The 21,508-nt window shown below is 44.1% G+C and carries 13 protein-coding genes; 10 read left to right on the top strand and 3 right to left on the bottom strand.

Annotated elements, in window-relative coordinates; all coding sequences use genetic code 11:
* Positions 1–4 precede the first annotated feature (4 nt).
* From DXZ20_RS36475 to DXZ20_RS36505, 5 genes are all read left to right on the top strand, one after another.
* Positions 5–2,326 (top strand): ABC transporter substrate-binding protein, encoded by a 2,322-nt coding sequence (locus DXZ20_RS36475; RefSeq protein ID WP_163703316.1) that lies wholly within the window; start codon positions 5–7, stop codon positions 2,324–2,326.
* 524 nt (positions 2,327–2,850) lie between these two features.
* Positions 2,851–4,056, top strand: a complete 1,206-nt coding sequence (locus tag DXZ20_RS36480) for an ABC-three component system protein (RefSeq protein ID WP_163703317.1) — start codon at positions 2,851–2,853, stop codon at positions 4,054–4,056.
* Positions 4,053–4,559, top strand: coding sequence for a three component ABC system middle component (locus DXZ20_RS36485; protein ID WP_163703318.1), 507 nt, complete (start codon positions 4,053–4,055; stop codon positions 4,557–4,559). Before DXZ20_RS36480 ends, DXZ20_RS36485 begins: the two co-directional genes overlap by 4 nt.
* The gene (locus tag DXZ20_RS36490; RefSeq protein ID WP_250566051.1) at positions 4,556–6,505 is read left to right on the top strand and encodes a DUF3732 domain-containing protein; all 1,950 of its coding nucleotides are present in this window, start codon (positions 4,556–4,558) and stop codon (positions 6,503–6,505) included. Before DXZ20_RS36485 ends, DXZ20_RS36490 begins: the two co-directional genes overlap by 4 nt.
* Positions 6,506–6,682: 177 nt before the next feature.
* The gene (locus tag DXZ20_RS36505; protein ID WP_250566052.1) at positions 6,683–7,936 is read left to right on the top strand and encodes an N-6 DNA methylase; all 1,254 of its coding nucleotides are present in this window, start codon (positions 6,683–6,685) and stop codon (positions 7,934–7,936) included.
* Positions 7,937–8,549: 613 nt separating this feature from the next.
* Here the strand turns inward: DXZ20_RS36505 and DXZ20_RS36510 are convergent.
* Positions 8,550–9,245: a recombinase family protein gene (locus DXZ20_RS36510; protein ID WP_163703323.1), complete on the bottom strand. Its 696-nt coding sequence runs from the start codon at positions 9,243–9,245 to the stop codon at positions 8,550–8,552.
* Positions 9,246–9,452: 207 nt separating this feature from the next.
* On the opposite strand from DXZ20_RS36510, the gene DXZ20_RS36515 reads away from it, so the two are divergent.
* From DXZ20_RS36515 to DXZ20_RS36525, 3 genes are all read left to right on the top strand, one after another.
* Positions 9,453–9,650, top strand: a complete 198-nt coding sequence (locus tag DXZ20_RS36515) for a hypothetical protein (protein ID WP_163703324.1) — start codon at positions 9,453–9,455, stop codon at positions 9,648–9,650.
* A gap of 239 nt (positions 9,651–9,889) precedes the next feature.
* On the top strand, positions 9,890–10,957 hold the full coding sequence (locus tag DXZ20_RS36520) for a PDDEXK nuclease domain-containing protein (protein ID WP_163703325.1): 1,068 nt from the start codon (positions 9,890–9,892) through the stop codon (positions 10,955–10,957).
* A 551-nt stretch (positions 10,958–11,508) separates the two neighbouring features.
* Positions 11,509–12,498, top strand: a complete 990-nt coding sequence (locus DXZ20_RS36525) for a hypothetical protein (protein WP_163703326.1) — start codon at positions 11,509–11,511, stop codon at positions 12,496–12,498.
* Here DXZ20_RS36525 and DXZ20_RS36530 read toward each other — a convergent pair.
* A complete protein-coding gene (locus tag DXZ20_RS36530; RefSeq protein ID WP_163703327.1) occupies positions 12,495–12,779 on the bottom strand; it encodes a hypothetical protein in 285 nt (94 codons plus the stop codon). The genes DXZ20_RS36525 and DXZ20_RS36530 overlap by 4 nt on opposite strands.
* Positions 12,780–13,390: 611 nt before the next feature.
* Complete coding sequence (locus DXZ20_RS36535; RefSeq protein WP_163703328.1) at positions 13,391–14,485, bottom strand: site-specific integrase; 1,095 nt, start codon at positions 14,483–14,485, stop codon at positions 13,391–13,393.
* Positions 14,486–15,244: 759 nt separating this feature from the next.
* Here DXZ20_RS36535 and DXZ20_RS36540 point away from each other — a divergent pair.
* Both DXZ20_RS36540 and DXZ20_RS36545 read left to right on the top strand, forming a co-directional pair.
* Entirely contained in the window at positions 15,245–16,945 is a 1,701-nt protein-coding gene (locus tag DXZ20_RS36540) for a ShlB/FhaC/HecB family hemolysin secretion/activation protein (RefSeq protein ID WP_250566054.1), read from the top strand.
* A 100-nt stretch (positions 16,946–17,045) separates the two neighbouring features.
* Entirely contained in the window at positions 17,046–21,506 is a 4,461-nt protein-coding gene (locus tag DXZ20_RS36545; protein ID WP_163703330.1) for a two-partner secretion domain-containing protein, read from the top strand.
* Positions 21,507–21,508 lie beyond the last annotated feature (2 nt).

The following is a 21,508-nucleotide window of genomic DNA, read 5'->3' on the forward strand; positions in this document are numbered from 1 at the left end:
TAGCATGAGCGATAAGATTGAGCTGTTTATCTCTTATTCACACAGGGACCAGTCCCTATGTAATGAGCTGGAAACTCATCTGGCTATATTACAGAAGCAGGGCATTATAAACACTTGGCATGACCAAAACATAGGTGCAGGTGACGAATGGTCTGAAAGCATACATGAAAACCTAAAAAAAGCAGACATTATCTTACTATTGGTTAGCGCTTCTTTCCTTGCATCTGACTACTGCTATGGAGTTGAACTTACTCAAGCGATGGAGAGGCATAAAAGAAAGGAGGTAAAAGTCATTCCTATCATCCTGAGGCCAGTCAATTGGACGAGGGCTCCATTTGCTAAACTACAGGCCTTCCCAAAGGATGCACTACCAGTAACTAAATGGGAAAACCGACAGGAGGCGTATAAAAATATTGTCGAGGGTATTGAAAAAGTAATTAATGCTCTACATGAGCAGCGTCGAGAGCTAGCTCAGCAAAAAGAGGCTAACAAAGCTCGGTATAAATTAGAAGTCGAGGAACTTCTATTGCAAGTAAAAAAGTTAGGTCCTGCTGAAATGGACACCTTAAATGAACTCCAAGCAGAATTAGGCTTAACTGATGAGGAAGCTCAGACAATAAGAAACCATGTTTTTGAGCCTATTGAGGAATTAAAGAAAAAGATCAGTAAATATGAAAAGACCCTACGTAATTTTATTCAGGAAGAATATCCATTTAGTAAGGAGACAAGAAAAAGTCTAAAAGTTCGACAACAAAAGTTAGGGATCAAGGCCGAAGATGCAAGAGATGTAGAACTTAGATTACTCCAAGAGTTTGAGATAGAGTCTATTGAAAATCAATCTGACAAAGATGATCCTATTCGACCTGAGGATGATGTAGAAGAAAACCCTACTTTTCCCATAGCAGAGAAAATTAAAAATTTTTGGTCAAATCTATCTAATAACAGGAAAAAAATTGCATATATTACGCTTGCTATTAGCGGGGTTGGACTACTGGCAAAAATTGTGAATCCAACACCTGATGATGGAATTAAACCACTTACAATTGCGAAAATTGAGAGCACATTCCCAGAAGATTTATGGAGCAAAATAGCTTACAAACCCGGAGAATATATTTTCCTAGGCAACAACGAATCTAACAGAAAGACTGAAAAAGTTATTCGTGATGCAAATCTAGAAATCAACAATGGACAATGTGGAGGCCAAAACTACCAGGTGGCCGTTCCAGTACCTATTAGCGGAGATGATCCTGGCAAAGCTGCAGCTATGCTGCGCGGATTCGCACAAGTTCAGCGTGAAGTTAATGATACTTGCAATATTCATGGTAAAGGACTGAAGTTGATTATTGTCGATGATGCTGATAGTGAAGGCATTGCACGAGCAATGAGCCAAGGCTTGCGTCAACTCGATCAAGTGTTAGCTGTCGTAGGCCATTGGACCAGTAATGTTAGTTTGGCAGCATCTCAAATATATGATGATCAGTTGGTGCTGATTACACCCATCAGTATCACAAAGAAATTGGCGGATTACCCCTACACTTTTCGGATGAATCCTACTAGCCAAAGTGGAGCAGCAGCTCTGTCAGAGTATTTAATAGATGAGGGATACACAGAATCATTTATTATCTACGATCCAATAAATGACTATAGCCAAGAGCTTCAAGGAGCGTTTGTTACTGAATTTGAAAGCGAAGGAGTTGGTTCAGTTCAGAGTTCTGTTTCTTTCGAGTCATTGTTCCGAGATAATAAACTCACACCTAATGGAAAAGATATTTTACAAAAAATTAGTAATGAGGATAAAGCTCTAGTCTTATTTCCATCAATTCAAACTATCAAGCATGCAATTGATCTAATCAAATATATCGATCAAGATAGCTCTCTTGACATACCTATTATCGGAGACATGGCGAATTTATATACTCCAGAAGTTTTAGGTATAGAAGCCTCGCTGGATATGGTTTTAGCCATTTCTTGGCATTTTGATGATGTGGGATCTGACTTTGCCTGTAACGCACGTTCCTTTTGGAAAGGTGATGTCAATTATGCAACGGCTATGTCCTATAACGCATTGAAGGCAATTGTCAAAGCAATGCAAGCAACTAACCCTCCTAGTCGCTCTTCGATTCAGTCTAAACTCAGTGAAGGGATATCTGTAGAAGGTGTTTCAGGAAGCTTTAGCTTCAATGATGCTGGGGTAGCAAGTACCCCGGTACAACTTGTGCAAGTGCAAGATGTCTCGAATGATCAAAATAGGGAGCCGAGGACAGATAAGAATCTTGATTTTGTGCCGATCAATCCATCTTTCCCTTACAAAACCTGTGATATTTAACTTACAAAATTAAGCCACTACACTGTATAAGCTGTGTTCGGTTTTTGAAAGCATTAATACAAACAACTTTCACAACAAGACATTCCTTGATTTTCTGTCACCTATTGAGGTGCTGCGAAACTCCTAAGTTTTGCAAAAGTCAATCTCTCACTCCAACCGTTTCTGTAATTAAAATAAATGGCACTTGAGAACACATCGTGACATGCAATTATAGTGATGACGAATTCTGCCAGATTGGGTATTGAGATTGCTATGAGAGGTCTTACTAAGCAGGTGACACCTATCTGTAGCAGGTGACACCTATCTGTAGTGTGAAAAGCCACTCTAAAGACCCTTAGTCCACTGTATATAGTACTTCTGAGTCTTAGATTCTTAGCCTAAGATTGAGAACGCTTATCCCTGTAACTCAATGTCGAATGGCTTTAAAATAAGCTATGTTGCACACGTAATAAATAAAATACCTACTGAGCCATACTAATACCTTAGTGTGCATGTAGGTACTTTAGTCAAGCAGGGAGGCGTTCATGACAGGAAACTCGTCAAATCAGACAGACTTCTCTGCTGCTGACTCAGCACTTGGGTATCTGTATCAGGTTCGTTTAGCACTACTATCCTCCCTTCAGCGTCTCATCCGTGACGATCCATTTTCGATTTATCTTGAAACGCTTGATGATGTTGTCTTTGAGCGTGATGGCTTCGCACCTGACTTATTACAAACAAAGCATCATTGTGAACGTTCAGCCAATCTAACTAATGCAAGCGTCGACCTGTGGAAGAGTTTTCGTGTTTGGATGGAAGGGCGGGCGAATGGCAGTATCTCCGAAGATGCTCAATTGTATTTGATTACGACAAGCAATGTTGGAATGAGGTCTTCAGCAAGCTATCTTACGCTTGAGCAACGAGATGAAACTGAAGCTCTTTACCGTCTACGTGAAACGGTAAGAACATCAAATAGCAGAGAAAATCAGCTTGCTTACCAACTCTTTCGAAATCTCTCACCAAACGATCAGGAGTCGCTAATAAGCTCTATTATTATATGCCCAAATGCCCCCAATATTATCGATGTTGACGATGCTCTTCGTGACGAAGCTCGTATGGCAGTTCGTCGGGAATATCTTGACTCGTTTTTGTCAAGATTGGACGGTTGGTGGTATCGGCGGGCAATTAAACAATTAATGGATCCTGATACACTTCCAATTCTTAGTGACGAGATTGAGAGCGAAATTGATGATCTTCGCGAGCAATTTAAGCCTGATTCTTTGCCTGTAGATACAGACATTCTTGAGGCGGAAATTGAGGCTGCTGATTATGAGAGGGCAATTTTTGTTCAACAGGTAAAACTCGTAGGCGTTGGAAACAGACGCATCCTGGCAGCTATTCGAGACTATTACCGTGCCTTTACGCAACGTTCTCGTTGGGTCAGAGAAGATCTACTTCTTATTGGTGAGCTTGATCGTTATGAGAGGCTTTTGAAAGAGGAATGGGAACTTCAGTTTGATCGTGTTTCTGATGAACTAGGCACAACTGCCGCTGAGGACGCAAAACGAGCAGCAGCTCAGAAAGTATATGCCTGGGTTGAAGATAGCTGCTTTCCAATTCGTCCCCAAGTTCAGCATCCAAGCATGACACGAGGCTCATTTCATATTTTAGCTGATAGTCTTCAGGTTGGATGGCATCCCGAGTTTATGCAACGACTACAGCAGATTCTTGAGCCACAGGAAGTTTCATGAGCATATCTACATCTTCATGGTCAGAAAGGCCAATTGAGCAAGCTCGACTGCTTAATCCGGCGTTTTTGGCTACGCTTCTGTGGTCTTGTGCTAGTGGATACAGTAGTGTCGATGATCAAGGCATCCCCTATGCGTTATCGTTTGTTGCGCTGCCCGTGATTTTACATAAACCCACAAGGGAAAGCTTACCAAATACATCAAGAACTTCTTTAGCTGCATGGCTTACACAGAACCCACAAGTACAGATTCGCTTCGCAGAGCGAGCTGCATCTCTAGTGCCACTTGTCAAACAGAGTATACTATTTGGCGCAGATGGCCGGTTACTTGAAGTAACCCCTCTACGCATCCTAAATGCAGCAAAACCTAGTGCAATGAATCGTTTTTTAAGGGAATCGTCAGAAGAGGTCAAGGTTTGCATGAAGAAAGCAAAATTCGTAGGGAAGTGGTTTGCCTCTTCTGGTAATTACACGACTGTCATGGCACTTTGGGGAGTCGAACCTTGAGTATCCAAATCTTAGATATTGTCCTTTACTCAAGGCAAGGAGAGCGACGCCTATTATCACTTCGGCCTGGAGTAGTAAATATCATTACCGGTGACTCGAAAACTGGTAAATCAGCGTTGATCAATGTGGTTGATTACTGTCTCGGTAGCTCATCGTGTGCCGTGCCTGAAGGAGTTATCCGGAATAATGTTAGCTGGTATGGATTGCGTCTCACAGATGGTTTAGCGGAACATTTTATTGCACGGCGTGCACCTGATCTTGGTAGGACAACCACCTCAGATGCTTATTATGCTGTGGGTTCAACAGTAGCTATTCCGACAGCAGATGTGCTGTCAGTGACAACTAATATTGGCACGATTATCGAGCGTCTTAGAAGTGTGGTCGGTATTGAGCTTAATGTCCATGAGCCTGCCGAAGGGCAAACTCGCCCCCCACTTACTACGACACTACGTCATGCTCTCGCGTTTGTGTTCCAACCTCAGAATGAAATTAGCCAGCCTGGTTTTTTGTTTCATGGACAAAGCGACAATTTTACGGCTCAAGCTATTAAGGATACTTTGCCATATTTCCTAGGCGTAGTAGATGATGACTATGTTACAGGCAAGGCAACACTCAAGGAATTGCGTCGCCTCTTACGAGAAAAGGAAAGGATATTGGCTCGACGTGAGGCTGTAGCCATCGGAGGGCTCAGTGATGCAGCAGCTCTGCTTTCAGAGGCAAGGGATACTGGGCTTATCACACTGGATATTGTTCCTGACTCCTGGGAGGATGCTATTGAGGTACTACATACAGCAGTAAATGCTTCGCCAGAAGAGCAGCTTACTCGTTATGAAGAGAGTACTGATCAGGCAGAATTATTAAGGTTGAATGAGGAACGTGCTGAGCTAAAGCAACAACTTGCTCTACAGCAAGGTGATTTAGATGCTATGCGAGCACTACTCACTGACGAAAGTCTTTTTGCACACGAGTCAACTGAACAGGTTTCTCGAATGAGGAGTCTACAGCTTTTCTCTTCCTCAGAAGAACCATGCTGCCCATTATGTGATCAGCCTACAAATAATATCATTCCTTCTTCTGAAATCCTAGAGGCAGAAATACAGCGAGCTTCAGAACAGTTGGAGCGTGTTACCAGGCATACACCAGGATTAGAAGCACTAATAATTGAACAAGAGCAAAGGGTAAACACAACTAAGAACCTTTTACAAGATAACCGAACTGCTCTTGAGGCTCTGCAACGTGCAGATGAAAGACTAATGGAATTACGAGATGCATCTTCTCGTAGGGCCTATGTTATCGGTCGTATCAGCCTGTTTCTTGAAACTCTTCCAGAAATTGCCAATGATTCCGAGTTGCGAGCCGAGATATCTACACTTCAGCAAGAAGTTGAACAATTGGAGTCAGATCTTAGTGCTGAAAATTTTCAGGAAAGATTAGACTCCATTTTATCCGTTCTCTCAAGGGACTTAACCCAATGGGCTGAGCATCTTGACCTTGAGCATCAGGGCAATCCATTTCGTCTAGACCTTCGACATTTACAAATAGTAGCAGATGCAAATACAGGTCCAATAAGGATGGACCGCATGGGAAGTGGGGCTAATTGGTTAGGCTGTCATCTGATAGCACACCTTGCTCTCCACAAGTGGTTTGTACGCATGTCTAAACCAGTTCCACGTTTTCTATTTTTGGATCAACCTTCACAAGTTTATTTCCCACCGGAACAAGATAGTGATGGTTCTTTGACAAATCTTGATAATGCAGACCGTTTGGCTGTTATTCAGCTATTTGAGCTAATACGAAATATTGTGGAAGAACTCTCTCCTAACTTACAAGTCATTATCACTGAACACGCTGACATAACAGAGGATTGGTATCAGACGTCTGTAATAGAGCGATGGCGAAATGGAAATGCACTGATTCCAACTGATTGGATATCCTCTCAAAACTAGCTACTGAAGAGTTGTCATGAGGCAATGGCCTGCGCTGTTAGAGGCGATGAAAAGTTGAGATCACTCCCTGCCAGATTCATTTTAGCTTTCTCAGGGGGCATTGCCCCCTCGCGCACCCAAGAAAAATAGCCCCGGCCCGTGTTGCTGCGCTGCCCGCGCCAGCCGGGCAATTTTTCTATGGCCTTGCTTCCCCCACTCTCGCCGAGGGGCAAGGGTTCAGGACGGGACCTGAACCTGCCCATCTATTCGGGGTTTTCTTCCCTATGGGCTGGTGTCGGAATCTGTGGCTGTGGTAAGTGCTGTGCGGCATCGCGCACCATGGCCGCAGAACCTGTCTGCGTGTCATCAATTATGGTCGCAGCTGCCAGCACCGTATTGATCACCGGTTTAATTGGCCGGTCGGCTGGTTGCGGCTCAGAAGAAAGGATTTTATCCATGTCGTCGATTTCGTCGCTCGGTAAGGAGTTTGTTAAGACCTTAAACAGCATCAGCCAGAGTCACAGCAAGGGAAATGTGTTTAGTGATTGGTTAGAAATTGCTGCCATTACCCTGCATCAGCTTCCTTATCATAGCGGCGATTTCCCAAAGGACGAGACATTTGAAGCGCTAGAGGCCACCTACCTCGACCGGATCAAAAGATATAGCCGTGACGAGGTCGCAGCCCTCACCAAGATGTTTAGTTTGACGCTCATGGCTCACAGCCAAGAGGCCGGGGATTTTCTGGGTGCGATCGCATCCGAACAAGAACTATTGAATACCAGCTCAGGCGGCCAGTTCTTCACGCCTTATGACCTCTGCCGAGCTATAGCCAAGATGACGCTACATGATGCCCAGACTATCTATGAGGAAAAAGGTCTGATTACTGTCAGTGAACCGGCATGTGGTGGTGGAGCTATGGTTATTGCTTGTGCCGAAGAACTGAAGGAGCAAGGGTTAGATCCACGTTCCTGCGTTCAGTTCGATTGCATTGATGTCAGTCGGGATGCATTCAATATGACCTATATCCAGCTGTCAGCACTGGACCTGCAAGCCGTTGTTCGTCATGGCAATACCCTCAGCAACGAAATGTGGGAATCTCGCCCAACCCCACAGCTGCGGTATTTTGACCAGTGGCTGAAAGAGCAACAATCCTGGCATCGATTGGAGCAATTAAGGGAATTGTTTATCAATCCCGAGGCTTTCTTTGCTGAGGAGACAACATTTACAGATCAAGAGAATGCCGACAAATCAGCCCCGGCAATGTTTAAAGAGCCCCAGACTAGAACTGATAAGCAAGCAGAGCAACCGTCCTTATTCGATATGGATACTTTTGCCGATGTTACATCAGCGGAGAGCAAACAGCCACGACCTCGCCGTCAGGCCGATATAACTCTGCCACAGCCAGGTCAGCAAATGGACCTGTTTTCTAACGACATCAATGTTCAGGAGTAAATTGAGATCGCACCTTACATTCAGGCTTACTTACAACAACTCAACTCTCACCGCGATCAACTGATTTATGGTCTTGGCTAAAATAATCCGATTATCTGAGGCATCCCAAATATGTTCTGCAAACCACCGACATAAATAATGCTTTGCACTTCATCTCAATTTGCTTAGCCTCTCGCCAAAACTTGAGAGGCAAAATGCTTTCGGATTTAGATATTAGCCAGCTCTCTGCATTACTGATGGTGGCGCTGACACTGATCATCACTGTGGCCAACATCCTACTGTGGCTCTCAACCCGCCGAACCATTGCGCTACAAATCAAAAGCAACTACAGCCTCAATCATCAAGCCATCGTGATGGGGCATCGAGACCTATTTCTGGGCCTTCTGCAACAGCATGACATCCTAAAAAAATTCGCTGACGCCAATGACCTGGACATTGATACGTGGGAAATCCAGATCATCTCCTCCTTCTTTATCAATCAAGCCTTTGTGCACTACTTAAACTTCACCAATGGAACCATTGACGCGTCTTATTTAGAGGGCTTTAAGCAAAATGCTGGCGAGATCCTGGCCTTGCCAACTGTGCAGACCCACTGGCAACTTGCAAAAACCGGCTACTCCGTATCATTCCGCCGGTTTGTTGAAGAGGAGCTGATGTCAGCAGCGGCGGCTTCGTCATCAGAATCAGTAGAACCCTCTTCTGCTGCTAACAGTTGCAGCGCAGACGACTTGGGAGAACCATCCCCATTGAGATAGGTATATAGCGAACTGCGCGTCACACCAAGCGTCTCAGCAATTTTGGTGACACTCATATCTGAATTCGCCATGTAAGCCATAGCTTGGCGGATAATACCGGCGGTCATTTTACGTTTCGGGCCAAACGCCTGTCCCCGCGCCCGCGCCGCCGCAATACCCTGCTCTCTAGCGGCACGGACAGTGCGATCCTCAAACTCAACTAACGCTTCAATGACAGCAGTAACAAGGGAGAGGCGCAGCTGCGCCGTGTCAATAATGGCGGCTTTACCGGTCAGAACTCTAAGACCAACCTGCCGCGCGGCAAGGTCTTGCAAAACCGCTAACAGGTTACTGCGACCATGGGCCAGGCTATCAAGATACGGAGTAACAAGGATGTCAGCGGCCTTCAAAGCCTGCAAACAACGCTCCAGCTGTGGACGTGGCCCGCGATAGACACAGCCTACATCCTGATAAATGTGCTCAGCGACAACACCAGCGCCTAACAGCGCTTGGTACTGATGCTCATATTCGCCCTGATCATCAGCCGCTGACGTCCAGATATATCCAACAAGCACCAGTATCCCCCCAGTGCTCAAAATCGCTTTGTGGCAAAGCTTTAGCGTTGTTACTGTAGCGGCTCAGGGGGGGGGAAATGCGTGAAGTGCTCAAATCCGTCAACAATTACCCTACTTATTGACGGATTAGTAATAAGCCCCCTATAGTAATGACGTCCCCCCTTCAGTCGTTTTATCTACGCCTTGCCCCAAGGTGAAGGAGTCCCCATGCCTGAAAAACTAGAAATTATCGCCAAACCCTGTGGCAGCGCTACCTGCCCCACGCTGTATAAGGACGGACAAGGTCGTCTGTTCCTGCAAGGAAACCAGCTCAACGTCACTGACAAGCAAGATGTTGCCTTGGGTGATGGTGAAGCAGTGGTTGAAATTGATGCAAGCTTGCTTGACGCCCTTCGCGCACTGTAGCGCCAGACAATAAAGCACAGGAGGATCTGACCTCCTGTGCATATGTAATTGAGTAAAGTATCCATTTCTTGGTTTCAAGAAGTGGACAGGTTTTGTATGGATGCCCCGCTAGTAGCGGGGCTATTAGTTTGTGCTATGACTTGCTGCACAAATAGAACTTTGGGCTGTGATGATTACTTTGGTACTGGTGTTCTATCTTGCTAGAATTCACCAATCTGTGAGCATCAAAAATCTGCCTCATGCCTTCGCAACCTCCTCTATTTCCAGTAGATGCCTATGAAAGCTTCTTAGCCGATTTGAAGGAGCGCATTCGCACAGCACAAGTTAGAGCATCGCTGGCCGTTAATCAGGAACTGATCCTGTTGTATTGGCGGATTGGCAACGATATCCTGATGCGCCAGCGGCAGGAACGATGGGGCAGCAAAGTCATTGACCGGCTATCGAAAGACCTTAAGCATTCTTTCCCTGATATCAAAGGGTTTTCATCACGCAATCTCAAATACATGCGGGCCTTTGCTGAAGCATGGCCAGATCAGCAATTTGTGCACCAGTCTGGTGCACAAATTCCCTGGAAGCATAACTGCATCATTCTCGATAAGCTCAAAGACCCGAATGAACGACTTTGGTATATCCAGAAAACTATCGAAAATGGCTGGAGTCGCAACATCCTAGCCATCCAAATCGATACACGTTTGTATCAGCGGCAAGGGACTGCGATCACAAATTTTGAGCAAACCTTACCTAAACCGCAATCGGAGTTGGCCCAGGAAGTTATCAAAGACCCCTACAATTTTGACTTTCTTACCCTTGGCCAAGATGCTCTAGAACGTGATTTAGAACGTGGCCTACTGGGACACATTCGAGATTTTCTACTGGAATTAGGCCTGGGCTTTGCTTTTGTGGGCAGTCAATATCCAGTGGTTGTTGACGACAAAGAATATAGGCTGGATTTGCTGTTCTACCATACGCGCCTGCACTGTTACATCGTTATCGACTTGAAGATGAGGGAGTTCGAACCAGAGTTTTCGGGAAAAATGAATTTCTATGTCTCAGCCGTTGACTACCATCTACGGACAGAAGGTGACAATCAAACCATAGGCATCATTTTGTGCCGCAGTAAGCGAACGACGACGGTAGAGTTTGCGCTCCAAGATCTGCAAAAACCGATCGGCGTTTCCACATACCGTTTGAGTGATGAACTCCCTGAAGCCCTCAAAAGTAATCTGCCGACGATTGAGCAGTTAGAGATGGAGCTAGAGACGGCGGTCCAAGAAATTAAAGCTCAGGATAATCAAACACCCACATAGTCTAGATTTCATTTACCTTACCCAAAGAGGCCAAGGGTTCGTATATGCCTTAAATAATGCTCTGACTAAGAGTCGTGAAACTAAGCTTCTTGGTTACTGTGGCTTTATTGTCAATAACTGTTCACTTTTGGCAACCAAACCAATTGCCTACAAAAAACAACAAAAATACATGAACATTTGTAGTATAAATAAAATGCTCACAATTAATTTAGTTATTATTTAGCAATAAAATACCTGTACCGAGTTGGCGTCAAAAGTAGTTAAACTCAAATCCCAATCGATAAAGCTCACAGAGCGCTGGAACGAACCAATCATTACTCTTTAGGCACGATCAGTATACAGCTGATATAGCTTATCTTTACTTTATTGGCAGGATAAATTCAAACCTCTTCTTCCTTGATAGAAAAATTAAAATATTACATATTGAACTGCTAAAAAATGTTATTCAGAATCTTTCTAAAAAGCATTGACAGAGAAATCCCCTATTTTTTAGGACTTTAAAGATTATCTAAATTCACAAAAGATTGTGTCTACAATGACCTCAAATTATCATGAATAAAACTTCAGAGATAATTATTAGAGCGGCGCTTTTTTTAGCAAGTGGATGGATTGTTAACCAATTACCAGAAATTGATGTTCTCTCAATTGAGTTGTCAAATGTCAATTTGTTTTTCATAGCTTTCTGTATAGCAATAATTTTAGCTGTTATTGAGAATAATTCATCGGATCAAAACAATGAAGAGGCTACAGACATCCTTAATGACGCAATTATCAAGATTTCTTATGCATGCCTCTTAAGTCTAGCCCTATTCTTTTGCTCCAATATTTCCTCAGCTCCAAAGGGGTTTTCAAAAACTCTTCAATATTCTGCAGTAATTACTTTGGTGTGGGGCGTTGTAGTTACTGTGTTAAAAACAAAAGTAAGCTTTCGTACTAATCCTGAGGAATCTAGAGATATCTTATCTGAGACATTTCTCAGAGGCGAGGTTGTACTACTAAATGCTAGCCGTTCAGTCGTGCAACCAATTTCTGATATTATTCCTTCACATGGAGGATCAAAAATTCTCAGGAAAACTCTAGAAAGACAATCTTATATTCAAGGAAAAATAAATGAATTGAGAAATAGATTTGAATACAGAAAACAAGCTTTTAACTACATGCGGCATATTGTAGATAGCAAATCTTTTTCTAGAGATATAAGCTTAATTACACTTGAAAAATATATTTCAACATCTAGCTCTTCAGATCTTTCTAATTCATTGAAAGAGCAATTTAGAATGCAGCTTAACTTACATTTTGAATCTATTGCGATATCTATAAAATTTGGACGTCCAAACGCTATCAATAAGATTTTGGAAAATTTTTCTAGCCAATGGGTTCTTGACCCGAAGGTCTATGAAGAAGCTTTTTTGATAGCTAAGCAGCGTGTAAGAGCTGTAGCAATTCAAGACAAAGTCTCAATCGGAGCGATTGCACAAATTGAACGTCATTTCGAATATCTTATTGAACAAATTCAACTAACAACTATAGCGGCTTACTAAAGTTCACCTCTCATATACTTTCTCATAGCCTCAGAAATGGCTATGTCCTCTTGTCTATTAACCTCATTGGGTAATTTCTGACGTAACTTTCGAATTTCTTCCTTTGCTTTGCTCACGGAATCAGCAGTTTCAGCCAAAGTACTAGCTGGTTGCAATAAGTTTGACAAAAATTGTGCTGTAGTGTTCAGGTACTTTTCACTTTCCTCTAGATACTGCTCTACATCTTTAAGGAAATCATCGAGGCTATTAAATAGATAGTCATTTGATTTTGAGAAGGCCATAGCGATATTACTCGCAATATGTCTGCCTTACTCCTTTCAATTCCTACAGCTGACAAACAGGACAATTTCGAAGTTATAGTCTTATATCTATAAGATGCTTAAGCACAGTGAGCTACCTGTACAAAATTGATGCCTCTGTATCAAAATGATCATCCACTAAGCATCGAGTGATAGACCACCATATAGCTTGTCCTAGCCTTTAATCCATCACGTGCTCAAAAGAAAAGAGCGCGTTTATGAATAATCATTCCTAATCAGCTCCAGACACTAAATCGCTCAAGCTGGTTCAATGGATAGCAATTTGACGTTTGTGCCCAAGATACAAGGAAGTCACATATCACTTTTGCTCCATGAACACATCATTAACTTTGAGATTTGGCTCAGGGACCTGCGATTCAGGAATTGAAGCAAGGTTTATCAAGGGTTAATCATAGGTTGTCCAGTCCTCCAGCACCTGAAAGACAAGGCTTTCATAGCCTTGCCCAACCTGGACAACCTCTTGCCCTAAAAGTGCAGAAATACAAAATTCGACAACCCATGATTCTACTCAAATCATCGTGATGTAGTTCATAAACTCTAACCAAGTTAGGAGTGAGTCCTATACAGGGCAATCACCTTAAATCTTCCAACAGACCTCGCAATTGCTCAGCCCCCAAAAAATTCAAGTAGATTTCTGAGTGAACCTTTAGGCTATGACCTTGAGATCTGGCTGCGATCGCAGGATCAATTCCTTTGAGTGCCATTCGACCTGCATGAGCATGGCGCAGGTCATAGATTCTGAATGGTAAATCTAATCGTCGGAAGTACTGGCTACTAACATTGCCATAGTGGCTATTCGATTTTGCCGCTACCTCTGGCAAAGCAATCTCTTTTCCTTGAAACCACTCTTCCCACCACCCCAGCGGGCAAGGCAAAGCTACAGCACGATAGCCAGTTTTACCGCCCGTAACGGTGGCAATGGGTTCAGTTTTAAGTTTTGCCAAATCAACGTGAAAGGCTTCATGATTACGCAGGCCATAACAGGCCACGAGCCGATAAAAATTAAGCCATTTTAATTCAGGGATGCGATCGCACCACGCCAAAATCAGCTCATCACTGGGTACATCTTCCCGACTCACCGCAGTTGGTCGATATTTGCCGCGTAACGGTTTCAGATCTACCTCGATTGCAGCAAATCGCGCTAGCGCACTATACGCATCACAAGCCCGTTTTCTGGCTCTAGTATCTGGCGGATAACTTTCAGCGGTTTTTAGTAGGAGATCAGCCGTTAACTCCACTTCTGCCGGTAGACGCTTGAACGGTACGACGTAATCCTTTTTCCAGGTGGTGTCGCTCTTATCGTTACGTTCGCGGCGCGTAAAATAGTCCGTTTCAAAAGCAACTAAACACTCCTTAACCGTCTGTGCCTGTAAAACTTGATTCCGCCTTTGCCAATTTGACCAATCAAACTGATCAAGCATCAGCTCATGGTTCAGCCGTTGTGCTTCTGCTTCAGCACGCTTAATCCCTGCTGGATTACAGTAAACACCCAATGAAATCCTCTGCTGATAAGCATGCTGCTTTGCAGACTTTGGCTTAGGCGGCAATGTCGCCCGTAAGTACAATCGATCTGTATTAGGTTGTGTGACGATACGGACAGGGACTTTGCCAGCCTTCAAACGCTGATTCGCCTCCTGCAGTAAATCAGCCGGTGATTTTTTAGTCATTCAGGGTTCTAGCCTAACCACTAGCCTAAATTTAGGCTAACTTTTTGTACTATCCTGCATGATAGTACATGAAAACTAGAAGCGGTAATCACCGTTACATCAACGGCTACAGCTACAACCCTTGAGTTTTCGTGCCAGTACAAACGGCTTGTGGTTCCACCATTCGGGGGTTCGAGTCCCCTCGTTCGCCCTCCTTTCAGCGATTGCTAAAAATAGTTAGTTCAACCACTAGCCTCAATCTATCGGCTAGTGGTTATTGCTGATAAAGGGGTCAAACCCCTCAACCAGCTATCAGACTCCGTGCAAAGCAAGTCTCAACCTACTTGCAAGAACAGTTGCAGACATTAAAAGGTAGTCATAACTTTTCTCAATACAACTGTCAGCATCAGCAAGCGTTATTGGATGTATAGACAGAACCCAGGGATTTGTGATGTCTTAACTGACTAATCTTGCAGAACATCTTGCTAATCAAATCCTACAAGCTAATTTGCTAAATCCTATAAAAAAAACTTTTTAATATTTTTCTCTTGCAGAATTTTATCATTTAATTTCCTGCATAAAAATATTTAGATGTTCGTATTTCTCTAATAGCGGTAGATATTTTGAGCTTATGGATAGCAGGTCAAGAATTTTTCTAATAAATACCCCCCAAGGTAAGCTTATCCCTAAAAAGAACAGGAAATGAACTCACATCCATCGGGCTGCTTACAGAATAGACAATCAGTCTCTCAAAATGGTCTGCTCTTAGCAGTTGGGCTGATGAGTGCAATCAGCGTTCTGCATTTTCTTAGCCCACATCATATAGAACACGCACAAGCACAGACAACTCCTGTAGAGCTGCCCAGACCCCAAGACACGTTACCGCCACCCCTTACTCCTCAACCTGAGCTGCTGCCTGCTCAAGATTTACCGTCTGCGGATGAACTCTTAGATCAACCTCAAGATCAACCCAATCAGTCTCCTGTCCCAAGAGATAGTGGCATGTTTTTGATTAAACGTTTCGAATTTGTCAATAACACAGCTTTTGATGATGAAACCTTACAAGGGGTGACCCATGAATTTACGGGAGAATCACAAACATTTGCAGATGTGACTGCCGCCCGTGCAGCCGTAACTCAGCTATACATAGATGAAGGATATGCTACCTCCGGTGCCATCGTTCCACCACAACAAATTGTGGATGGGATCGTTCTGATGGAGATTATTGAGGGTAGCCTGTCCGAGATTTTGGTCACAGGCAATCGGCGGCTGCACCCAGGGTATATAAGTAGTCGCATTGCGCTCGGAGCTACAGCGCCCTTAAACGTAAACACATTAGTCAAAAGATTACAGCTCCTACAGCTTGATCCGCTAATAACCACAATCTCTGCGGACTTACAAGCCAGTCCGCAAGCAGGCCAAAATCGTCTTGTGGTGTCTGTGGTTGAAGCAGATAGCTTTGGGATCACCTACACCCTGGATAATAATCGCTCTCCCAGTGTTGGCACCGTGCGTAATCAACTGCAAGCGACCGAAGCGAATTTACTCGGTTTAGGCGATCGCCTAAGTATTGGGTACACGACAACTAGTGGTAGTAATGGAATTAATGTTGATTACACATTACCCGTTAGTCCCCACGGCAGCACGCTGAGATTAGCGGTTGATACTTCTGATAATGATGTCATTGAGAAGCCTTTTGATGTTTTAGATATTGACTCAGATTCTAATTTTTTTGAGCTTACCCTCAAATATCCCCTAAAGTTCACTCCAGCTCAAGAGTTTGCCATTGGACTCACAGCCTCTCATCAACGCGCTCAAACATCTTTAGGCATTGATGATATTGGCCCCATACCACTGTCATTGGGAGCTGACAATGAAGGACGTACCAGAGTCTCTGCCTTGCGTTTTTTTCAAGCGTGGACCCAGCGTAGTACAGCAGAGGTTTTAGCATTGCGATCGCAGTTTAATCTCGGCCTCGACATGCTAGATGCCACCGTCAATGACGGAGATATACCAGATAGTCGTTTCTTTTCGTGGCAAGGTCAAGCCCAGTGGCTGCGGATTCTTGCACCCGACACGTTATTGCTACTGAAGGGCAGTGCTCAGTTGACGACTGATCCGCTATTAAGTTTGGAGCAGTTGAGTCTTGGGGGACAGTCTACTGTGCGAGGCTATCGTCAAAATCTTTTGTCTACAGATAATGGGTTGTTGGCATCTGCGGAGGTACGATTGCCAATCTGGCGCGATCGCACCAATGATAGGCTACTGCAAGTTACACCATTTTTGGAGGCGGGCTATGGCTGGAATCGTGAAGGTAATAATCCTGATCCATTAGCCAGTGTAGGCATTGGCCTGCTATTCCGTCAGCAAGATCTGATAGGCCGCCTGGACTGGGGCATTCCCCTCATTTCTGAAGAAGATGATCGCGATTCTCTGCAAGAAAATGGCCTATATTTTACGCTTCAGTATTCGTTCTTTTAGCAATGAATTAGAAGAGAACAGCAATCTATAAAAAAGATTGAGCCAGCATCTAAAAGCTCACATAGTTGATAGTATCAGCACAATTTAACGTCATTACCCTATGACTTATCGCCCATCCCCCCATTTTCTCCTATTTAGTTCCATACTTGCCATTAGTCAGCTAGCAACGGTTGTTTATGCAGCCTCATCTGGTAATTCCCAGAACCATCTAGCCGCTGGATATTCTGAGGATAAAGCAACAGAGTCTCTCAGAGGAAACATGCTAGTCGCTCAGATTATTCCTGATAACACATTGGGGCTTGAGTCCTCATCTATAATTAAGGAGAATAGTACTGAGCGCATTAACGGTGGAGCTATCCGGGGAGAAAGTTTATTTCATAGCTTTGAAGAATTCAATATCAATCCAGGGCAGCAGGTTTATTTTATAAATCCGGATGGCATTGAGATGATTCTCAGTCGGGTTACTGGCAGTAATCCCTCTGAGATTGATGGGCTATTAGGCATTGACGGCCCTGCCAATTTATATTTTTTAAACCCCAATGGCATTACCTTTGGACCCAATGCTCAATTAGATATTCGCGGTGCGTTCACAGCCAGCACAGCAGGGAGCATCGAATTTACAGATGGTAGTGTATTCAGTGCTGCCAGTCCACAAGGTACTTCACTATTAACGATGAGTGTGCCACTAGGCGTCCAATTTAGTGGCTTACCTCAAGGAGATATTAACAACACTGGGAACCTGGAAACCGGAGGCGATCTTACACTGTTAGGGAATCAGCTGTATTTGGAAGGACAGTTAAGCGCAGGCAACAATCTGACTCTACAGGCACAAGATGCAGTGACCATTAGGGATACAGAAACTGACGCTTTTATTGCCCGCTCAGGCAATGACCTCATTATCCAGGGAAATGAAAGCATTGATATTTGGACACTTCAGCATTTGGAGCAGACACCTTTTTTGAGTGGCGGAGATTTACGCCTGATTAGTGATGGAGAGATTTCAGCTGATGCTCACTTTGAGAGTGGTGGTGGCTTACAGTTTTTAACCCTGACCGGTACACCTGGTAATTTTATTAGCTTATATGATCCGATTATCTTTGCCAACGGAGATGTGGTTTTCGGCAATTATGAAGGAGCCGCCCTCAAAGTTGAAGCCACAGGAAGCATTCAAGCAGGCAATATTCGCATCACGGGTCCCGATACTACGTTGACGCCAGATGGCTCCGGTTCTGATGAAGACTTATTAGCCAGCAGTTCAGCTGCAATCTTACGGGCCGGAGTCGAAACAGTTGGACGGCCTAATATACCACAGGAATCTGGAGGCACCTCTTTTAACGCAGGACCTGTAGCTAATCAACCTCCCGGCAGTATTGCAGTCAACATTATAGATACAACATCTGTCATAGATGGGGGAGATGGAGGACCCATCATCCTAGAAGCAGATGGTGATATCACAACTGGTGAAAATTTGCGTTCGTTTTCGCGTTCAGATACAGGCAATGCTGGCAATGGTGGACCTATTTTGATCTCCTCATTATCTGGAAATATCTTAATTGATGGCAGGATAGCCTCATTCTCGCAGGCACGGCGTGGAGATGGGAATGCTAGCAATGGCGGCAATATCTCGATCTCTTCAAGAACTGGTAACATCACAACCAACGACAGAATCAATGCTTTCTCCCTTAGCCAAAGGAACACAATTGGAAATGCTGGAAATGCTGGAAATATTTCTATTTCTTCCATATCTGGCGACCTGACAATCAATGAACGATTGAATGCGTTTTCGGAAGCATCAGCTGGCAGACCCAGTAGGGGCGGTGATATCTCTATCTCTTCCATCACAGGTAATATCACAACTCGTGGACGCATAGATACAAATTCAACCGCACGCAATGATGGCGGCAGATCAGACAATGGCGGCAATATCTCGATCTCGTCGAGGTTTGGAGACATCGCCACATTCAACAATTTAGTAACATTCTCGGAGTCGTTTTCAAGCGACTCTGGCAATGGGGGAGACATATCTATCTCCTCAGAGACAGGAGATATTATCAACAATAATCCATTAGCAGCATTTTCGATATCACGTGCTGGCAATGCTGGCAATGGCGGGAATATTAACCTTTCTTCAGTTCGTGGAAATATATCAACAGAAACATTTATTAGGTCGTTCTCATTTGTGCGACAAGCTGGAGGCAAATCGGGCAATGGTGGAGATATTTCTTTCATCTCAAGATTTGGCAATATCTCAGCAAATGGTCGTTTGAGTTCTTTCTCATCTTCTGCGTCTTCTTTAGAAAATGGTGGTTCAGGTAATGGTGGAGATATTTTTCTATCTTCCAATTTCGGTGATATTTCCACTAACCGCATAGATTCATCATCGACCTTCTATGCACCTTCATCTAACCCAGTTTTTTCAGAACAGACTGGTACCGTGGGGAACGGTGGTAATATCTCGATTTTCTCAGAAGTTGGTGATATCACTAACAATAACACTTTGTTCTCAGGCTCAGTTTCACGTAATGGAGATGTTGGCAGAGGCGGTGATATTTCTGTTCGCACTGTAGAAGGCACTATTTTTAATAACGATAATCGAATAAGTACAGTGGCCGCTTCAGAGATCAACGAAGATACTGGAGCAGGCGGGAATGTTACCCTACAAGCATCTAGGATCTTAGATGTACAGGTGTCAACTGTCTCCAGTGGTGATGCATCAGGCAACGTCACAATCCAAGGAGGGAACAATGACCTGACTATAAGTAATCTCAACCTAGTCACTAGTGGTCAGCTTGAAGTTATCAATCCTGTTGTAAATGATGGTCAACGTATTTCCTTAGAGCTCAGTGATTTTGATCAGTCTGGCGAGGTTTTCATAATAAGTAATGGGGATCTCAATCTCAATAATGTTCAATTGTTAAGTGATGCGAACCGGTCTGCAGATGCTGGGAATGTCAGCATCATCTCTAGGACAGGCAATATTCAACTTGATAATAGTCAGATTTTGAGTAATACCAATACTGGTAGTAGTGGTAGCGGCGGTAACGTCTTGCTTGAAAGTGCCAGCAGCATCACCCTAGAGACCAATAGTAGAATCAATACGAATACGGATGGTGGAGGAACTGCAGGGGGTATTCGCATTCGCACACCTCTATTGAACCTTCAGAACGGAGCACAAATCACGGCTGCAACTAATAGCCCAGAGAGAAATGGTATTGGCGGAAGTATTAGAGTCAATGCCGAAACAATTACCCTTGCCGATGCTGATACTGAAATCACTGTAAGTACAAATGGTCCAGCCAATGCTGGCAGCATTAGCTTAGAACCATTCAATAGTGGTGGTAGTATTAGTGTCTCTAGCATCAATAATGAGCCACAAATTTCAGCCTCTACAACACTCAACAGCAGCGGTAATGGAGGCAGCATCATTATTCGAGGTAATGAGAGTGTAACTTTAGATAATGCCCTTATAAATACCAATACTGACGGTATTGGGCGTGCAGGAAGTATCCGCATTCGCACACCTCTATTGAACCTTCAGAACGGAGCACAATTAACCGCTGCAACTAACAGTCTAGAAGAGAATGGAGATGGTGGTGATTTTGATATTGCAGCCGATGTCATTAATCTTTCTGGTAACGAGACAGAAATATCTGTCAGTACCAATGGTTTGGCCAAGGCTGGCAACATTACGCTTAGACCACTGAACAGTGGTGACATTATCATTGCAACCATTACAGATGGCCCACAATTTTCCGCTTCTACAACACGTAACAGCAATGGTCAAGGCGGCAACATCATCCTTCGGGATGCAGATCTTGCAATCTTGAGAAATACCAGCCTTGTAACCGGCAGTGATGGCTCTGGAGATGCAGGCAGTATCATCGTTGAGAATGTAGATGTTCTCCTTTTACGCCAGGGTAGCTTGATTCAGGCTGGGGCCAGTGCAAACGGCAACGGTGGAGATATTGATATCGATGCTAACTTGGTGCTCACGGTTCCTGATGAAGATAATGATATTTTGGCCGACACCAATACTGGCACAGGTGGCAACATTGACATTACCACTGAGCGTATCCTTGGCTTTCGAGAAGTTCAGACCTTTAGTAATGACCTTCGCGGCAATGGTCTCAATGATATCAGCGCCCAGTCTGAAAGGGGCGGTGACGGTGAGGTCAGCATTAATAATTTAGCGGTTGATCCGAACCAAGGCTTATCAGAACTGCCCATTGATGTGGTAGACCCCAGCAATCAAATTGCCCAAGGCTGCAATCTTGCCAACAACAACATTGCAGATAGTCAAGTAGGCGACTTTATTATCACGGGGCGGGGTGGTCAACCCTTGAGTCCGATGGATATTGCTAGCGAGGACCTCATACAAGACGATCTAGGACCAGAAACTGGTCAACCACAGGCATCGGCTCCAATAATTACCAGCTTTCCTCGTCCGGAACCTGTATCACTAGCAGATGCACAAGAAGCCGTTGTAACAGAATCAGGCGATGTCTTTTTAGTGGCTGAGGGTAGCTGGCTACCCTCTATTTCCTGCTCATCTTTACGATAGGC

Source organism: Adonisia turfae CCMR0081, assembly GCF_011009555.1.
Taxonomy (GTDB): Bacteria; Cyanobacteriota; Cyanobacteriia; order Phormidesmidales; family Phormidesmidaceae; genus Leptothoe; species Leptothoe turfae.